Annotated in this window: 15 protein-coding genes; 12 read left to right on the plus strand and 3 right to left on the minus strand. The window is 57.3% G+C overall.

Annotated features, from left to right (window positions below):
• Window positions 1-378: 378 nt before the first annotated feature.
• A complete protein-coding gene (locus EH31_RS03955; RefSeq protein WP_034958209.1) occupies window positions 379-747 on the plus strand; it encodes a hypothetical protein in 369 nt (122 codons plus the stop codon).
• Window positions 748-825: 78 nt separating this feature from the next.
• A complete protein-coding gene (locus tag EH31_RS03960; RefSeq protein ID WP_034958210.1) occupies window positions 826-1512 on the plus strand; it encodes a DUF6969 family protein in 687 nt (228 codons plus the stop codon).
• A gap of 4 nt (window positions 1513-1516) precedes the next feature.
• On the opposite strand, the gene EH31_RS03965 is transcribed toward EH31_RS03960, so the two are convergent.
• On the minus strand, window positions 1517-2281 hold the full coding sequence (locus EH31_RS03965; protein ID WP_034958211.1) for a TlyA family RNA methyltransferase: 765 nt from the start codon (window positions 2279-2281) through the stop codon (window positions 1517-1519).
• Window positions 2282-2315: 34 nt separating this feature from the next.
• On the opposite strand from EH31_RS03965, the gene EH31_RS03970 reads away from it, so the two are divergent.
• The 8 genes from EH31_RS03970 to EH31_RS04005 all read left to right on the plus strand — a co-directional run bounded on the left by EH31_RS03970 (window position 2316) and on the right by EH31_RS04005 (window position 9694).
• Entirely contained in the window at window positions 2316-2840 is a 525-nt protein-coding gene (locus EH31_RS03970) for a hypothetical protein (protein ID WP_051698919.1), read from the plus strand.
• A 726-nt stretch (window positions 2841-3566) separates the two neighbouring features.
• Window positions 3567-4646 carry a branched-chain amino acid aminotransferase gene (locus EH31_RS03975; protein WP_034958212.1) on the plus strand — a complete coding sequence of 360 codons (1080 nt, stop codon included), beginning with the start codon at window positions 3567-3569 and terminating at the stop codon, window positions 4644-4646.
• A gap of 488 nt (window positions 4647-5134) precedes the next feature.
• Window positions 5135-5941, plus strand: coding sequence for a helix-turn-helix domain-containing protein (locus tag EH31_RS03980; RefSeq protein ID WP_034958213.1), 807 nt, complete (start codon window positions 5135-5137; stop codon window positions 5939-5941).
• A 93-nt stretch (window positions 5942-6034) separates the two neighbouring features.
• Window positions 6035-7126 carry a serine hydrolase domain-containing protein gene (locus tag EH31_RS03985; RefSeq protein WP_081853203.1) on the plus strand — a complete coding sequence of 364 codons (1092 nt, stop codon included), beginning with the start codon at window positions 6035-6037 and terminating at the stop codon, window positions 7124-7126.
• A gap of 64 nt (window positions 7127-7190) precedes the next feature.
• Window positions 7191-8135, plus strand: coding sequence for an oxygen-dependent tRNA uridine(34) hydroxylase TrhO (gene trhO, locus EH31_RS03990; protein WP_034958214.1), 945 nt, complete (start codon window positions 7191-7193; stop codon window positions 8133-8135).
• Window positions 8132-8794, plus strand: a complete 663-nt coding sequence (locus EH31_RS03995; RefSeq protein ID WP_034958215.1) for a glutathione S-transferase — start codon at window positions 8132-8134, stop codon at window positions 8792-8794. Before trhO ends, EH31_RS03995 begins: the two co-directional genes overlap by 4 nt.
• Window positions 8795-8829: 35 nt before the next feature.
• The gene (locus EH31_RS04000) at window positions 8830-9210 is read left to right on the plus strand and encodes a hypothetical protein (RefSeq protein WP_034958217.1); all 381 of its coding nucleotides are present in this window, start codon (window positions 8830-8832) and stop codon (window positions 9208-9210) included.
• A gap of 103 nt (window positions 9211-9313) precedes the next feature.
• The gene (locus tag EH31_RS04005; protein ID WP_034958219.1) at window positions 9314-9694 is read left to right on the plus strand and encodes an STAS/SEC14 domain-containing protein; all 381 of its coding nucleotides are present in this window, start codon (window positions 9314-9316) and stop codon (window positions 9692-9694) included.
• Here the strand turns inward: EH31_RS04005 and EH31_RS04010 are convergent.
• Window positions 9691-10584 (minus strand): LysR family transcriptional regulator, encoded by an 894-nt coding sequence (locus tag EH31_RS04010; RefSeq protein ID WP_034958951.1) that lies wholly within the window; start codon window positions 10582-10584, stop codon window positions 9691-9693. The genes EH31_RS04005 and EH31_RS04010 overlap by 4 nt on opposite strands.
• Window positions 10585-10750: 166 nt before the next feature.
• On the opposite strand from EH31_RS04010, the gene EH31_RS04015 reads away from it, so the two are divergent.
• Together EH31_RS04015 and EH31_RS04020 are read left to right on the plus strand one after the other, a co-directional pair.
• On the plus strand, window positions 10751-11464 hold the full coding sequence (locus EH31_RS04015; protein WP_034958953.1) for a pirin family protein: 714 nt from the start codon (window positions 10751-10753) through the stop codon (window positions 11462-11464).
• Between the two features lie 96 nt (window positions 11465-11560).
• Complete coding sequence (locus tag EH31_RS04020; RefSeq protein WP_034958221.1) at window positions 11561-12154, plus strand: FMN-dependent NADH-azoreductase; 594 nt, start codon at window positions 11561-11563, stop codon at window positions 12152-12154.
• A gap of 148 nt (window positions 12155-12302) precedes the next feature.
• Here the strand turns inward: EH31_RS04020 and EH31_RS04025 are convergent, their stop codons facing one another.
• Entirely contained in the window at window positions 12303-14363 is a 2061-nt protein-coding gene (locus tag EH31_RS04025) for an NAD(+) synthase (RefSeq protein ID WP_034958222.1), read from the minus strand.
• Between the last annotated feature and the right edge of the window lie 13 nt (window positions 14364-14376).

Raw genomic sequence — 14376 nt, forward strand, 5'->3', positions numbered from 1 at the left:
TATTCCCCGTGTGGCTTTGGATGAGCCGATTCGCCCAGCCCTTCTCCCAGCCCTTCTCTTAGCTGCCTGCGATACACGAGCCAGTTTTTCGTGCAAATCTTCGCGCCGTGATGCGACCCAATGTCGCGACCGACCAATTTACGAAGGCGGGAGAGGGTCGCACCGAGGGCACGCTTGACCGGATTTGGACAAGTTTTTGCCACATTTCGCAAGAAGAGCGTTCGCGCTTTTGCAACATTGTGTTAGCGTCGCCACATTCTTGCCGCGATTCGGGGCGCTGCGGCATGGAATTATCCTCGCGCTCCACGTACCAACTGGGATGGCTCTATCGGGTTTTCGTTCCATTTGAGGGGAATATTTTGATGAAAAAGACCAACTTTGCTTCGCTTCTCGCTGTTTCTGGCGGTCTGGCACTTGCAACTGCTGCATGTTCAGCTCCTGCTGACGACGCTGCAACCTCAGCCGACGAAACTTCGGTTGAAGAAGTTGCATGTGAAGGCGCTGCTTGCGGTGCTGCTTGTGAAGGCGCTGCATGTGAAGCTGCTTGTGAAGGCGCTGCATGTGAAGCTGCTTGTGAAGGCGCTGCATGTGAAGCTGCTTGTGAAGGCGCTGCTTGCGAAGCTGCTTAAGCTAACGCACGCCCAAGTCATTGGGCACAAAGCATTTCAATTCGGCCGGGGGCAACATAAGTTGCCGCCGGTCGTTTTGTATCTGGGCCCATTTAGAGCCCGGAATGATCGCGTCTGAGTTTGAGTCCGCGCAAATTGGCAGGCCGCGCGATAAACTGGCTGTAACTTTCAAGTTGGATCGCTAGAAAGACATTCTATGACGACCGACACCAAGATCAAAAAGCCGATGACCCCCGAACAAGCTGCCCATACGGTGATTGAGACGATCACTCAGATGGCGCAGGAGCAAAAGCCGCTTATGCTGCGCGTGGTGCCAGAGGATGGGGCGACATTCTGGACGCATTATCCAAAGAACGATGCGCGCGACAAATATTGTAAAAGCCGCTGGTATTACCACGTTCACGCAGCAGGCAGCCGCGATGAGGGCGAACACGGTCACTTCCATCTGTTTTTGCACCGCACGCAATTGCCCGAAGGGTTGGAACCAAAAGTCTGGCCTCCGCAAGGCGAAGATGCACGCGCCCACGTCACCCATCTGATTGGGCTATCGATCGACACCAACGGCATCCCGCGTGCCTGGTTCACCGTTAATCGGTTTGTGACCAATGAATTCCTTTATCCCGCCGATGTGATGATTGAGCATTTGCCCGATTTTGACGTTGATCACACCAATCAAGACGATCTCGTCAACCGCTTCGTCACCGCAATGGTCGCCCTTTACCGCGAAGAAATCGCAAAGCTGCTGCGCGAACGTGACACACGCCACGAACAGCTTGTCGCCGAGTTTGGAGATGATGCCTACAACAAGGAGAGCGGCGTTGAGGTTTTGAGCCAGATCCCGATTGATCTTGACGCAAAGCTGAGTTCGCTCGACCTCGAATAATGCGTCAGCTGCGGGTTGCCGAGATCAGAAATTCCACATTGCCTTGAGGGCCGGTGATCGGGCTTTGGACAATGCCTTCAATATGCCAGTCAATCCCTTCCAACCAATCGCGAACTTCTCCGCACACCCGCTCGTGTAGCGCGCTGTCTCGTACCACGCCGCCTTTGCCGACCTCGTGCTTTTCCACCTCAAATTGAGGTTTAATCAGCGCGACCAATCGGCACTCTTGCGCGGCCAGCTCGAGCGGGCGTTCAAGCACTTTGGCAAGCCCGATAAAGCTTGCATCGCACACGACCAGATCGCAGTCGCGGGTGATGTGATCGCGGGTCAAAACGCGCGCGCTGGTCTGTTCAAGCACGGTGACGCGTTCATCCTGGCGCAGTTTCCAGGCAAGCTGATTGGTGCCCGAATCCACCGCAAAGACATGGGCCGCCCCGCCCTGAAGCATCACATCGGTAAAGCCGCCGGTAGAGCTGCCAATGTCCATCGCCACCGCGCCGTTCACATCAATCTCAAAATGCTCGATTGCGTGCGCGAGTTTGATCCCGCCCCGGCTCACCCAAGGGTGATCACGCCCGCGCACCTCTAATTCGGCGTCACTGGCGATTTGTTGGCCAGGCTTTGCAATCTTGGCCTCGCCTGCAAACACAAGGCCCGCCATCACGAGCGCCTGAGCACGCGTGCGACTTGTCGCAAGGCCGCGCTCAACCAATAGGTGATCCACGCGTGCCTTCTTGGGGGAATTGGGTGATTTTGTCGCTTTAGTCATAGACGCGAAAGGCGTTAGCGCGCATTTATGCGGTATGAAAGCTGTCTACTTCCAAACCGCTGGCGCACTCGCGCTAACGCTAGTCATTGCCGCCTGTGTTGGAGGCCCTGACCTGCCTCCGCCGATCATTGCGCCTTCTTCCGCACCTGTGGCCCGGCCCGCACCGCCGCCTGCTCCGATCGTTCGTGAGCCCGTTTTCGAAAACTATCTCGACGCACCGCAGACGCCGGGCACGTGGAGATATGCCAATGACGCAGGTGAAACTCTTGCCCTTTACGGTGTGGGTGATGCGTACCGTTTTATCATCCGCTGCGATAAATCCTCTCGTCAGATCGGCCTTGGCCGCGTCGGCGAAGAGGCATTGTCGCCGCCGCGTGTGATGGAGATCAGCACGGAAACAACAAAGCGCAGCCTTACGCTGGAACAGGTTACTGACACCGGGCGACTGGTTGCTGCATATCTGTCACCCAGCGACCCGCTGCTTGATGCGATGGCGATTACAAAGGGCCGCTTTGCTGTCGGGGTTGAGGGTGAGCGCACGCTCTACCTGCCCGCTTGAGCCGAGGTCAGCCGGGTGGTCGAGGATTGCCGCTGACCGGTTTTCCCGATTCTATACATTAATATCCACAGGCTTGTGCACGCATCGTCCACAGCCACCAGGCCTCACGCCCCAAAGACACAACAAACCACTGAATCAAAAAGCGCCCTTGGTTTCCCTTGGGCGCTTTGAGCTCTGTTCATTGAGTGACGGCGGATGAGTATGACGTGGGAAAAGATATTTTCAAGTCTTGCGAACACGGCCATCGTGATTCACATATAGTGACGAGGCCAGCGGCACACGCGGCTCTCGGCTCCCCCCGGTGATCGGCTGGAGTCTTGGCTTACTAGCGCGAAAGGAGGTGATCCGATGTCTCATGGTTCAGTAGAGAGGTCGGCAAGTTTCCGCACGAGGCATATTCGGTAATTTATTACCTGAGTAAGGCATCGTGAGCGGCGCTTACCGCCGCTGACCATGAAAGGGCCAGACTTCCTACGGGCGAAGTCTGGCCCTTTTCATTTGGAGTTTTGTTTTGTGCACGCCCATCCGGGCCTATCCGCTTTTTTGGCATCCTCGCTAGACGGGCAGGCAAGCTGCCCCCGCTGCGGGCGGACAGTCGCCCTTGCGAGCCTGCGGCTCGTCTTATCATCCTCCCCGCTTCGGGGAGGGGGACCGCGGCGCGAAAGCGGCGCGGTCGAGGGGCACGAAGCTTGCTCTTAAGCGCGCTCACTATTATCGGCTTTTAGCATGGAATTCACGTCACTCCCCCACCCCTCGCCCACTCCCGATGCCGAGCGCAATGCGCGCATCGCTGACCCCGGTTTTGGCAAGGTGCACACCGATCACATGGTGGTGATCGACTATGACGCGGAAAAAGGCGGCTGGCACAAGGCGACCATAGGCCCGCGCGAACCCATCCCCCTCGATCCGGCGGCATCGGTGCTCCACTACGCGCAGGAGATCTTTGAAGGGATGAAGGCCTTCCGCCACGAAGACGGCGGGCTTGCCATGTTCCGGCCAGAGCAGAACGCGCGCCGCTTCAATGCGAGCGCACGGCGCATGGCGATGCCGGAAATTCCGGAAGAGCTGTTTCTCGATGCGGTCAAGCTGCTGGTCCAGAAAGACGCTGCATGGATGCCTCCAGTTGAGGGCGGCTCACTCTACATCCGCCCCTTTATGTTCGCCTCTGAGGCATTTTTGGGCGTGCGTCCTGCAACCCAGTACAAATTTGTCGTGATCCTTGTGTCATCGGGCAACTACTTCAAAGGCGGCGTGAACCCAGTGAAAATCTGGGTGAGCCAGGATTACGTGCGCGCGGCTCCGGGAGGCACGGGCGCTGCCAAGACCGGCGGCAATTATGCGGCTAGCCTCGTCCCTCAAGCCGAAGCGATCAAGCAAGGATGCGATCAGGTCGTTTTCCTTGATGCGGTAGAACACAAATGGGTCGAGGAGCTTGGCGGCATGAACCTGTTCTTCATCCGCCGCGATGGCTCTGTCATCACGCCTCCGCTCACCGGTACGATCCTTCCCGGCATCACCCGCGACAGCCTGATCGCGATGCTTCGCGAAGAGGGCCTTGAGGTGCGCGAAGAGCCCTACTCGATCACCCAGTGGCGCGAGGAAGCGGAGAGTGGAGAGCTCTTGGAGACGCTCGCTTGCGGGACAGCGGCTGTGGTCACCCCGGTTGGCACGGTAGCCTCCCCCTCTGGCGAGTTCACCATCGGAACCGGCGGCATCGGCCAAATGGCCCAGAAAATGCGCGAGCAGCTGGTAGGCGTGCAGAACGGCCGGATCGAGGACCAGCACGGCTGGGTGATGCGGGTGTAATGGTTCGGCCAAGCGGCTACCACACTCCCTTTTGGAGAACTCCGTTCTTTACCCTGTCAGCTGCTTTCTTGATAGCTGGAAGCCTGTACTTCGCCGCCGATGCGTTCTGGCAATCGTGGCTCTCCAAGACGCCCAATCGGATCGAGGCAACAATAATCGGCATTGAGCCTGTTAGCCACACTGCTGCATTGACGACAACAGACCGACAACGCATTTTTCAGGTGCAACTGCCCGACGGCACCAAGAAGCGAGTGCGATCACGCCTTTCAAATGTTTCGAATTGTAGGCTGGGAAGTAAAATTATTCTGTTAGCACGTCTGCCAGTTTACACCCTCCCTCCAGTTGCATGTCCAAACGAGGCCAGCGGTCAGGACCAAACTCAAGACAAAGTCAGATGACATTCGAACAACAATACACCGTCGCAGCCCTTTACTGCTTCACGCCGTTTGAAGACCCGGCGGCCACCATCGAAACTCTCCAATCAAACCATGCCTGATCCCACGTCCCCCAAACGCAATGCTGAAAGCGGCTATTGGGGACGAGGGCTTCAGCGCCGGACCGTGGGCCGCGCGACCTTCCAGCTGCATGAGGCTAGCGCGCCTCCCGAGGCGGTCACACCTCACGGCCACGACCACGCGCATATCGTCTTTGTAACAAGCGGCCCATACGTCACATCTGTGACCGGCGAGAACGGCTTTATCGATAGGCCAGTGGCCGTGCTCAATCCGCCAAGCACCTATCACAGAGACCATTTCCTGACCGGCCAAGGCTCTTTCATGACCGTCGATTTGAAAGTCGATGGGCTGTGCGAAGACTATGTCAGGCACTGCGAGAAGGCCGGGGTCATCCAATTCTGCAATCATTTGGCGAGAACTCTTGCTGACAAGACGGCGATTGAGCTCGAAGACGATTTGTCGACCCTTGCTAATCTGTATTTGTGGCAGCGGCCCCAGGATATTGCAGGCGTTCCACCAGGTATTGAACGCGCGTACGATGCTATTCAGGATTCGCGCGAACCCTGGGCACTTAGCATGGCCGATCTTGCTGCAATCGCAGGCGTCCATGAAAACCATCTGCCCCGCGCCTTTCGCAAGCGATTTGGAAAGACTGCCTCGCATTTTGCCTCGGCGCGACAAATTGAGCTGTGCACCGTGGCCATCGCCACAACCGAAGAGCCCCTTGCAGACATTGCGGCGCAGTTCGGGTTCTATGATCAAGCGCATATGAGCGGAAGACTGCGCCAACGCCTCGGCCTGTCACCGTCGCAATGGCGCGCGCAGGCTCTGCGTCAATAGGGCTGGTTGGCAATAAGCGCCGCCGCCAACAAAACGCACCGCAGGTTAGATTTCTCCAAGACGCATTACTGGCTTCTGGCCTAAGCGTATTGCATGGACAACACACCTCGACTAGCAGCTTTGGCCTGCGCCGCCGTGCTTTTTTCAAGCGCCCCTCAAACCCACGCCCAACAGGAAACTGACTTGCAAAACGAACCTTCTTGGGAAGCGGTCAATCAAGAGATCGCGAGCGGGCAATTCGGGCAGGTGACAAGCCTTGTGGTCAGCCGCGATGGTGAAATTGTCCACGAACACTATTTCGATGATAGCCCCGAGGCTGCTCGTAATACGCGGTCGGTTACAAAAACGATCACGGGAATGTTGGTGGGTAAAGCGATTGAGGAAGGCCATATCGCATCCGCGTCGGCCCCCGTCCTCAACCACATCAACCACACACCGTTGAACCCCGATCCGCGCAAGGATGCTATGTCGTTTGATGCGCTGCTTTCCATGAGCGGGCCACTTGAATGCAATGACTCGATGCCTTGGTCGCGAGGCCATGAAGAACGCATGTATTCGATTGAGGATTGGGTGGGTTTCTTCCTCGACCTGCCTATTCGTGGATTTCCCGCTTGGCAGACAAAACCCGAAGACAGCCCCCATGGCCGCGCGTTTTCCTATTGCACAGCGGGCACAGTTGCATTGGGCGCAGCGGTTGAGAATGCGACCGGAGAAAAGCTCGAAGACTATGCCCGCCGCACGGTGTTTGACCCTCTGCAAATCGAAACTGCCGAGTGGCAATACAGCCCGCTGGGTCTAGCTATGGGTGGCGGGGGACTTGGCCTTTCAAGCCGGAGCCTGGAGAAAATCGGCCGCGTGTACGCGTCGGGCGGTGTTTTTGAGGGTCGGCAAATCCTTTCATCAGAATGGGTTGAGACCTCGATCACGCCAAAAGCCGTGGTGCCTGACCAAGACGGCATGGAATATGGCTATTTGTGGTGGCTGCGTGACTATGCCGCTGGGGATACCGCATACAAAGCGGCACAGATGAGCGGGAATGGAGGGAACAAGGTGATAATCATCCCCAAGCTCAAGCTGGTCACGGTCATCACCAAAACCGACTTTGGCCAACGCAATGCCCATCAACAGGCCGAGGAACTGTTTGAAAGCCGGATCTTGCCATTGATTTTGGCAGATTCGAACTGAGGCAGGAATACACGCAACTCTGCCCGTTGCTCTTGCCACGGACAGCGACTAAATCGACGGCGCTATGGACGACGCTGTATCAAAATCAGGCAACAATCGACATGCGCCTTTCACGGTCGCAGCCTTGTATTGCTTCACTCCGTTTGAAGACCCGGCGGCAATCCGCGAGCCTCTGCTCGCGCTTTGCGAGGAAGCGGGGACCAAGGGTACGCTGTTGCTCGCGCAGGAAGGCATCAACGGCACCATCGCTGGCAGCGACAATGCGATTGGCGCGGTGCTTGACCATATCCGCTCGCTCCCCGGCTGCGCGGGCACCGATGTCAAATTCTCCTACGCTTCCGAGGCGCCCTTCGCCCGCATGAAAGTGCGCTTGAAGCGCGAGATTGTCACCATGGGTGAGCCCGGCGTTGACCCGCGCGAGAGTGTCGGCCGCTATGTTGCGCCAGAGGATTGGAACGACCTCATCTCCGATCCCGACACCATCGTGATCGATACGCGAAATGACTATGAGGTCGCGGTGGGCACGTTTGAAGGCGCGGTCGACCCGGAAACCACCTCTTTCCGCGAATTTCCCAAATGGTTCCGCGACAACCGCGAGGAATTGCTCGAAGGCAAGAAGAAGGTCGCGATGTTCTGCACTGGCGGCATCCGCTGTGAGAAATCGACGAGCTTCCTGCGCGGTGAAGGCGTCGAGGATGTCTACCACCTCAAAGGCGGCATTCTGAAGTATCTCGAAACCGTGCCCGAGGAAGAGAGCAAGTGGCACGGCGACTGCTTCGTCTTTGACGAGCGGGTAACGGTCAAACACGGCCTTGAGGAAGGCGATTATCACCTGTGCCGTGCATGCCGCCGCCCCATCACCGACGAGGACATGGCGCACGATCATTATGCTGAAGGGGTCTCTTGCCCCTATTGCTATGATGAGAAAAGCGAAACACAGCGCGCCCGCTATGCTGAGCGCCAGCGTCAACGCGAGCTTGACAAAGAGCGCGCTGCCAGAGCGAAATGAGCGCCGCGCCCATCCTTTACTCCTTCCGCCGCTGTCCCTATGCGATGCGCGGACGCATGGGACTTTGGATAGCGGGGATCACGGTGGAGCTTCGCGAGGTTAAGCTCGCCAACAAACCGCCTGAATTGGGCGAGGCGTCCCCCAAGGCGACCGTGCCCGTGTTGGTGCTGCAAAACGGTGAAGTGATCGACGAAAGCATCGCAATTGCCCGCTGGGCGCTGTCCCAGAACGACCCTGAAGGTTGGCTCGAAGGCGACGACACAGACCTCATCGCCGAGGCTGACGGCCCCTTCAAGCACCACCTCGACCGCTACAAATACCCCAATCGCTATGAGCACGAAGAGGGCTTTGGAACGGTCGATCATCAGGCAGAGGGTCTTACGATCCTCAAGAAATGGGACGCTCGAATCGCCGAGCAAGGCCAAATGTGCGGTCCGAACCGCACGCTAGCCGACATCGCGCTCTTCCCCTTCATCCGCCAGTTTGCCAACCACAATCGCGCCTGGTTCGACGCGCAGGACCTGCCGCATCTCCACCCCTGGCTAAAAGCGCACCTCGCCTCCGACCTGTTCAAAAGCATCATGCCTAAATTCACTCCATGGCGAAACGGCGATGCACCAATTGCGTTTGGCCCTTATGTTGAAGCGGGCGGCGGTTAACCAGATTTTTCCGCTCTTGCGCTAAGCCAAGGCGCATGACGACGCTTACCCCTACCCACTCGATTTCGGTCAAAGAACCGCATGCAGAATTGCACTTTGCAATCGCTGGGTTCTGGACGTGCGAGGCGATGGAAGCGTTTCTTTACGACCTTGGCGACGCAGCAAAGCTGTACATGCGCAAAGGCATCCGCTTTAGCGTTCTTGGTGATTTGCGGGGGTTTGTCCCACAGGACCGCGCTACTGCCGATGCAATCCGCACAAGCCTGCTGATGGCACAAAAGAATGGGATGCAGCGATTTGCGCTTGTCACGGATATGACCCTCGTAAAGCTGCAATACCGCCGGATCACCGCCGGGATGGAGGCCGATTTCTTCGATACGCCCTCTGCTGCCGAAGTGTGGCTTCGCTCATTTTGAAAGCTGGGCTGATTACCCAACCTTTCTCATCAGCCACACCGTGGCAGACCCCCAAGGGCCCGCCGTTTAAGCTAATTTTACCACATCGGGATAAGCTGCAGTTATGCAAACTCTCGCACCCACCTTTTCGGTTGTCCCCGATCTGAAACGAAACGAGGTGTTCTTCACAGCGTCGGGACTGTGGGACGCCCAAGTGCTCGCCGACTTTTCCCGCGAATTGCTGGCAAGGGCCAAGCCTTTCTACTCGGCAGGGATCAAGATGCGCGTGCTCGGCGATCTTACCGGTTTCGTAACCCAAACACGCGAAATCGCTGAAGGTATCCGCCTTGTCGTCAATGAATCGGCGAGGCTCGGCGTTGTTCGCACAGCCATCGTCTCTGACTCAAAACTTGCCGAAATGCAGTACAAGCGCATCAATGACGGTATCAATCTTGAGGTCTTTGCAAACAGGGCCGAGGCCCTTGCCTGGCTTAGAAGCGCTTAGGCGGAAAGTTTCTCTTTAAACGCGTCGATCAGCCAGCTGGTTGCCGGACCCAGCCGCATATCGCGCCGCCACAAGGCGTAGAGCGTGTATTTATCGCCCGGTTTCTCAGGCAAATCGAGCTCAACCAGACGCCCTTCTTCCAAATCACGTGCAACCATCTCGCGCGGCATATTGCCCCAGCCAAGGCCGTGCCTCAGCAGCGAGTGCTTCGCTGCCAAATCTCCGAGCCGCCATGTGAGCGGGCTTAGCACGGAAAATTCCTTACCCTGCGTCCGGGTCGAGCGATCCGACAAGACCAGCTGCAAGTGCTTTCGCGTTTCGCCCGGCGCGACATTGTCGCCTGCCAGCGGGTGGGTTGGCGCTGCGACCGGGATAAGCTCCACTTCGCCAATGGCCTGGCGTTCCAGTTGCAACTCTTCGCTCACCACCGGCCCACCAATGGCCAGCTGCGCGCCTTCATCGATCAGGCATTCGGCCACCGCTCCAAGGCCTTCCACCCGCAAGCGCAGGGCAACCGTGGGAAAACGCTCACGGAAAGTCGCTAGCACCTGCGCCGTCACTTCGCCCGGCATCATCACATCAATGACGAGCGCCAGATTGCTTTCCAAGCCTGCGTGAAGCGAGCGGGTTTTTGCAAGCAGGCCGTCAACGCCGTCTGCCACATGGCGCGCCTCGGCAAGCAGCCCTTCGCCTGCCTCGGTAAGCACCGGTTTGCGCGAACCCTCCCGCTCGAACAGCGTAACGCCAAGCTGCATCTCAAGCTGGGCAATACCATAGCTTACCGCCGACACCGCGCGGTTCATACGCCGCGCAGCCGCGCCAAAGCTGCCTTCTTCGACGATGGCCAGAAAGATGCGCAAATGATCGAGACTGGGATCGCCGAGTTTCATCAGAGAATGTTCAGATATTTTGAACATTTTGACAAGTTTTATCTCACTTATCCGAATTAGCGTGTTGGCCTATCTGTTGTTCCAACGCAGCAAGAGACTTCTCGCAAACGCGAAGCTTCTTGCCAGATTCAGGAGCAAGATCATGACCAACCACGAAACCAAGCCCATCATTGAACTGCGCCCTTTTGAAAGCCTTGGCAGTGCAAACCATGGCTGGCTTGATGCACACCACCACTTTTCCTTTGCCGGCTATCAAGATCCAGCACGCGTCAATTGGGGCTCTTTGCGGGTCTGGAACGATGACATTATCGCGCCCGGCAATGGATTTCCTACACATCCTCACTCGGACATGGAAATCATCACCTATGTCCGCAAAGGGGCGATTACGCATACGGACAGCATGGGCAACGAAGGCCGCACCGAAGCGGGCGATGTTCAAGTGATGAGCGCTGGCAACGGTGTTCGTCATTCGGAATACAATCGCGAAGATGAAGAGACTGAGCTTTTCCAAATCTGGATCATCCCGGACAGTCGCGGTGGCACTCCAAATTGGGGCGCAAGGACATTTCCCAAGGGTGAGCGGGCAGGCGCTTTTGTGACCCTCGCAAGTGGCCAAAAATCGGACGGCGCCAACGATAATGACGCCCTCCCGATCCGCACCAATGCGCGTGTTCTGGGCGCTACGATCAAGGCAGGCGACAGTGTCACATATGACATCGCCGATGCCTCGCGCCACCTCTACCTTGTGCCAGCCAAAGGCAAGGTTCGGATCGAAAACGTCGAGGCCAAGGCGCGTGACGGCGTGGCGATCACCGGCCTGACGTCGTTGAGCGTCACCGCGCTCGAAGACAGCGAAGTCGTTCTGGTCGACGCAGCTTAACCCTTCCCCTGGGGCCGGCCCTCCCCCTCTCTCCCCTAAGGCCGGCCCCACCCCAATCATTCCCCATTTATTCCTCATTTTTAAGGAGCCATTCCCATGTCCAACATCCTCCATATCACAGCCAGTATTCGCGGTAATGAGAGCATTTCCACCCAGCTTGGTAAGGCGCTTACAGACGGTCTTGTGGCCAAATCAGGTGCGAGCGTTACTCACCGCGACTTGGCCCAAAACGACCTTCCCTATCAAAGCGAAGAGCGTTTTAGCGCAGGGCTCACTGAGCCGGGGGAACGTAGCGGCGAACAAGCCGAACTCGCAGCGATTGCCGACACATTGATCGCCGAATTGATGACCGCCGACACCATCGTCATCAGTTCACCGATCTACAATTTCGGTGTGCCAGCCAGCGTCAAGGCATGGGCCGATCTGGTCGCGCGTGCTGGAACGACGTTCAAATACACCGAAAACGGCCCGCAAGGCCTGCTGGACGGCAAGAAAGCCTACATCACGATCGCGTCTGGCGGCACGCCGGTGGGTTCGGACATGGACTTTATGTCGAGCTGGCTCAAATTCTTCCTTGGGTTTCTCGGCATTCACGACGTCGCAGTGATCGCAGCCGACGGAATTATGGGCACTGATGCAGAATCCAAGATCGCGGCGGCGCATGAGAAAATCACATCCATCACGGCCTAGGCTCAGGACCTATTAATCCCTCCATCGAGGCGCCGGAATGACGAACATATCGGGCGAAAGCGCCCTTTACTCCTTGCACAAGGCCATTTTGCTTCAAACCTCGAAGGTGGGATTAATAGGTCCTGAGCCTAAGTCGCAGGCCTCCCTCTCAATCGAGAGGGAGGCTCGACTTCAATTCCTTAAGCCACACATCGGCCACACCATCACTTGGCGCGCGCCAGTCACCTCTGGGGCTCAGCGCGCCCGCAGATGACACTTTTGGCCCATTGGGAATGGCGCTGCGCTTGAATTGCGAAAAGCCGAAGAAGCGTTTCAGGAATTGCTCAAGCCATTTGGCGATTTCGGCAAGGTCGTAATCATTCTTGCGATGTTCGGGGAAACCTTCGGGCCATGCGCCAGCCGACGCATCGCGCCATGCGTGCCACGCGAGGAAGGCGATCTTGCTGGGGCGTTGACCAAAACGGATGCAGTGATGGATGAAAAAGTCCGTCAGCTCATATGGGCCAACGGTCGCCTCTGTATCCTGTAAGGCTCCATCTTCGCTCGCCGGTATCAGCTCAGGCGAGATCACGGTGTCGTAAACGCTCAGCAAAATTTCGCCGCACTCATCGGTGAATTGCTTGGTCTGGGCCGTCCAACGGATGAGGAAACGGATCAGCGTTTTTGGCACCCCTGAATTGACGCCGTAATGGCTCATATGGTCACCAACGCCGTATGTGCACCAGCCAAGCGCAAGCTCACTGAGATCGCCGGTGCCCACGACAAAACCTGAATGCTGGCCCGCAAGGCGGAAGAGGTAATCGGTCCGAAGCCCGGCTTGAACGTTTTCGAACGTCACGTCGTGAACGGGCTCACCGCTTGCAAAAGGATGGCCGATATCTTCGAGCATCTTTGTGGCCAAAGGTTTGATATCAATCTCTTCAGCCGTAATGCCGAATGCTTCCATCAGCTTCCATGCGTTGGATTTTGTCCCGTCCGACGTGCCAAAGCCGGGCATTGTGTATCCACGCACAGTGCTTCGCGCGAGCCCCAAGCGGTCGCACGCCTTGCACGCCACAATCAGCGCATGGGTGCTATCAAGTCCGCCTGAAATGCCAATCACAAGGCTCTTTGCCCGCGTCGCCTGTATCCGGCGCATAAGCGCATCCACTTGGATGTTGAACGCTTCGTAGCAATCCTCGTCCAGGGTCTTTGCGTTATTGGGCACAAATGGGAAACGGCGTGAGGGTCGCTCCAGACCAATATCGCCCGGCGCATACCCATGTTCGAATACCACGCGGCGGAAGGTATCTTCAGGGCGGCCATGCGCTTCTGCTGCATCAGAGAACGTCTGATTGCGCATCCGCTCGCCCGCGATGCGGTCAGTGTCCACGTCGACCACGCAAAGTTCGGGATCGAGGTCAAAGCGGGTGCTTTGCGCCAGCAAATCGCCCAATTCATAAACCACTCCCTGCCCGTCCCAGGCAAGATCAGTGGTGCTTTCGCCGTGACCGCTGGCCGAATAGACATAGGCACAAATGGAGCGCGCCGAGCTTGACCGGCAGTGCAAGTGACGATCATCCGCACGCCCGATGGTAATGGGTGATGCAGACAGATTGCACAGGATCAATGCGCCCGCCATCGCCGCCAGAGTGCCGGGCGGATTGGGCGCCCAAAAGTCTTCGCAAATTTCAACGCCAAAGGTGAAACCCGGAAGGTTTGAGGCAGAGAACACAAGGTCAGTGCCAAAGGGCACTTCTTCGCCGTTCACTCCGATCCACAAGTCCTGACAACCCCGGCCATGGGCAAAGTGGCGCTTTTCATAAAATTCGCGGTAATTGGGGAGATAGGATTTGGGGACCGCCCCCAAAACCTCGCCGCCTGCGATCACAATCGCACAATTGTAGAGCTTGGCATTACGCCGCAGCGGTGCGCCTACGATCAGGACCTGCGCCAAATCCGCGCTTGCCTCGGCGATGGCCCCAATCGCCGCCTCGCTTTGGTCAAGCAGCGCGTTTTGCAGCAGCAAATCATCGATTGCATACGAAGAGATGCACAGCTCAGGATAGACCACAAGGTCCACGTTTCGCGCTGCTGCTTTCTTGGCTTCTGCGAGAATTCCCTCGACATTATAGTCCACATCACCGGTGCGATGACGCGGGGTTGCGGTGGCCACACGGACAAATCCGTGGGCGTGCATATCGTAAAAGGGGTGCGTGTTTTCAGCCATATGCGCCTCCTAG

The sequence above is a fragment of the Erythrobacter longus genome, assembly GCF_000715015.1.
Lineage (GTDB): Bacteria > Pseudomonadota > Alphaproteobacteria > Sphingomonadales > Sphingomonadaceae > Erythrobacter > Erythrobacter longus.

Bases quoted from the DNA above. Each gene is read 5' to 3' on its own strand.
- EH31_RS04005 (WP_034958219.1), top strand. From the start codon at position 9,314: ATGCAAACTCTCGCACCCACCTTTTCGGTTGTCCCCGATCTGAAACGA.
- EH31_RS04000 (WP_034958217.1), top strand. From the start codon at position 8,830: ATGACGACGCTTACCCCTACCCACTCGATTTCGGTCAAAGAACCGCAT.
- EH31_RS04025 (WP_034958222.1), bottom strand. From the start codon at position 14,363: ATGGCTGAAAACACGCACCCCTTTTACGATATGCACGCCCACGGATTT.
- trhO (WP_034958214.1), top strand. From the start codon at position 7,191: ATGGACGACGCTGTATCAAAATCAGGCAACAATCGACATGCGCCTTTC.
- EH31_RS03960 (WP_034958210.1), top strand. From the start codon at position 826: ATGACGACCGACACCAAGATCAAAAAGCCGATGACCCCCGAACAAGCT.
- EH31_RS04010 (WP_034958951.1), bottom strand. From the start codon at position 10,584: ATGAAACTCGGCGATCCCAGTCTCGATCATTTGCGCATCTTTCTGGCC.
- EH31_RS03975 (WP_034958212.1), top strand. From the start codon at position 3,567: ATGGAATTCACGTCACTCCCCCACCCCTCGCCCACTCCCGATGCCGAG.
- EH31_RS03980 (WP_034958213.1), top strand. From the start codon at position 5,135: ATGCCTGATCCCACGTCCCCCAAACGCAATGCTGAAAGCGGCTATTGG.
- EH31_RS04020 (WP_034958221.1), top strand. From the start codon at position 11,561: ATGTCCAACATCCTCCATATCACAGCCAGTATTCGCGGTAATGAGAGC.
- EH31_RS03985 (WP_081853203.1), top strand. From the start codon at position 6,035: ATGGACAACACACCTCGACTAGCAGCTTTGGCCTGCGCCGCCGTGCTT.
- EH31_RS03995 (WP_034958215.1), top strand. From the start codon at position 8,132: ATGAGCGCCGCGCCCATCCTTTACTCCTTCCGCCGCTGTCCCTATGCG.
- EH31_RS03965 (WP_034958211.1), bottom strand. From the start codon at position 2,281: ATGACTAAAGCGACAAAATCACCCAATTCCCCCAAGAAGGCACGCGTG.
- EH31_RS03970 (WP_051698919.1), top strand. From the start codon at position 2,316: ATGAAAGCTGTCTACTTCCAAACCGCTGGCGCACTCGCGCTAACGCTA.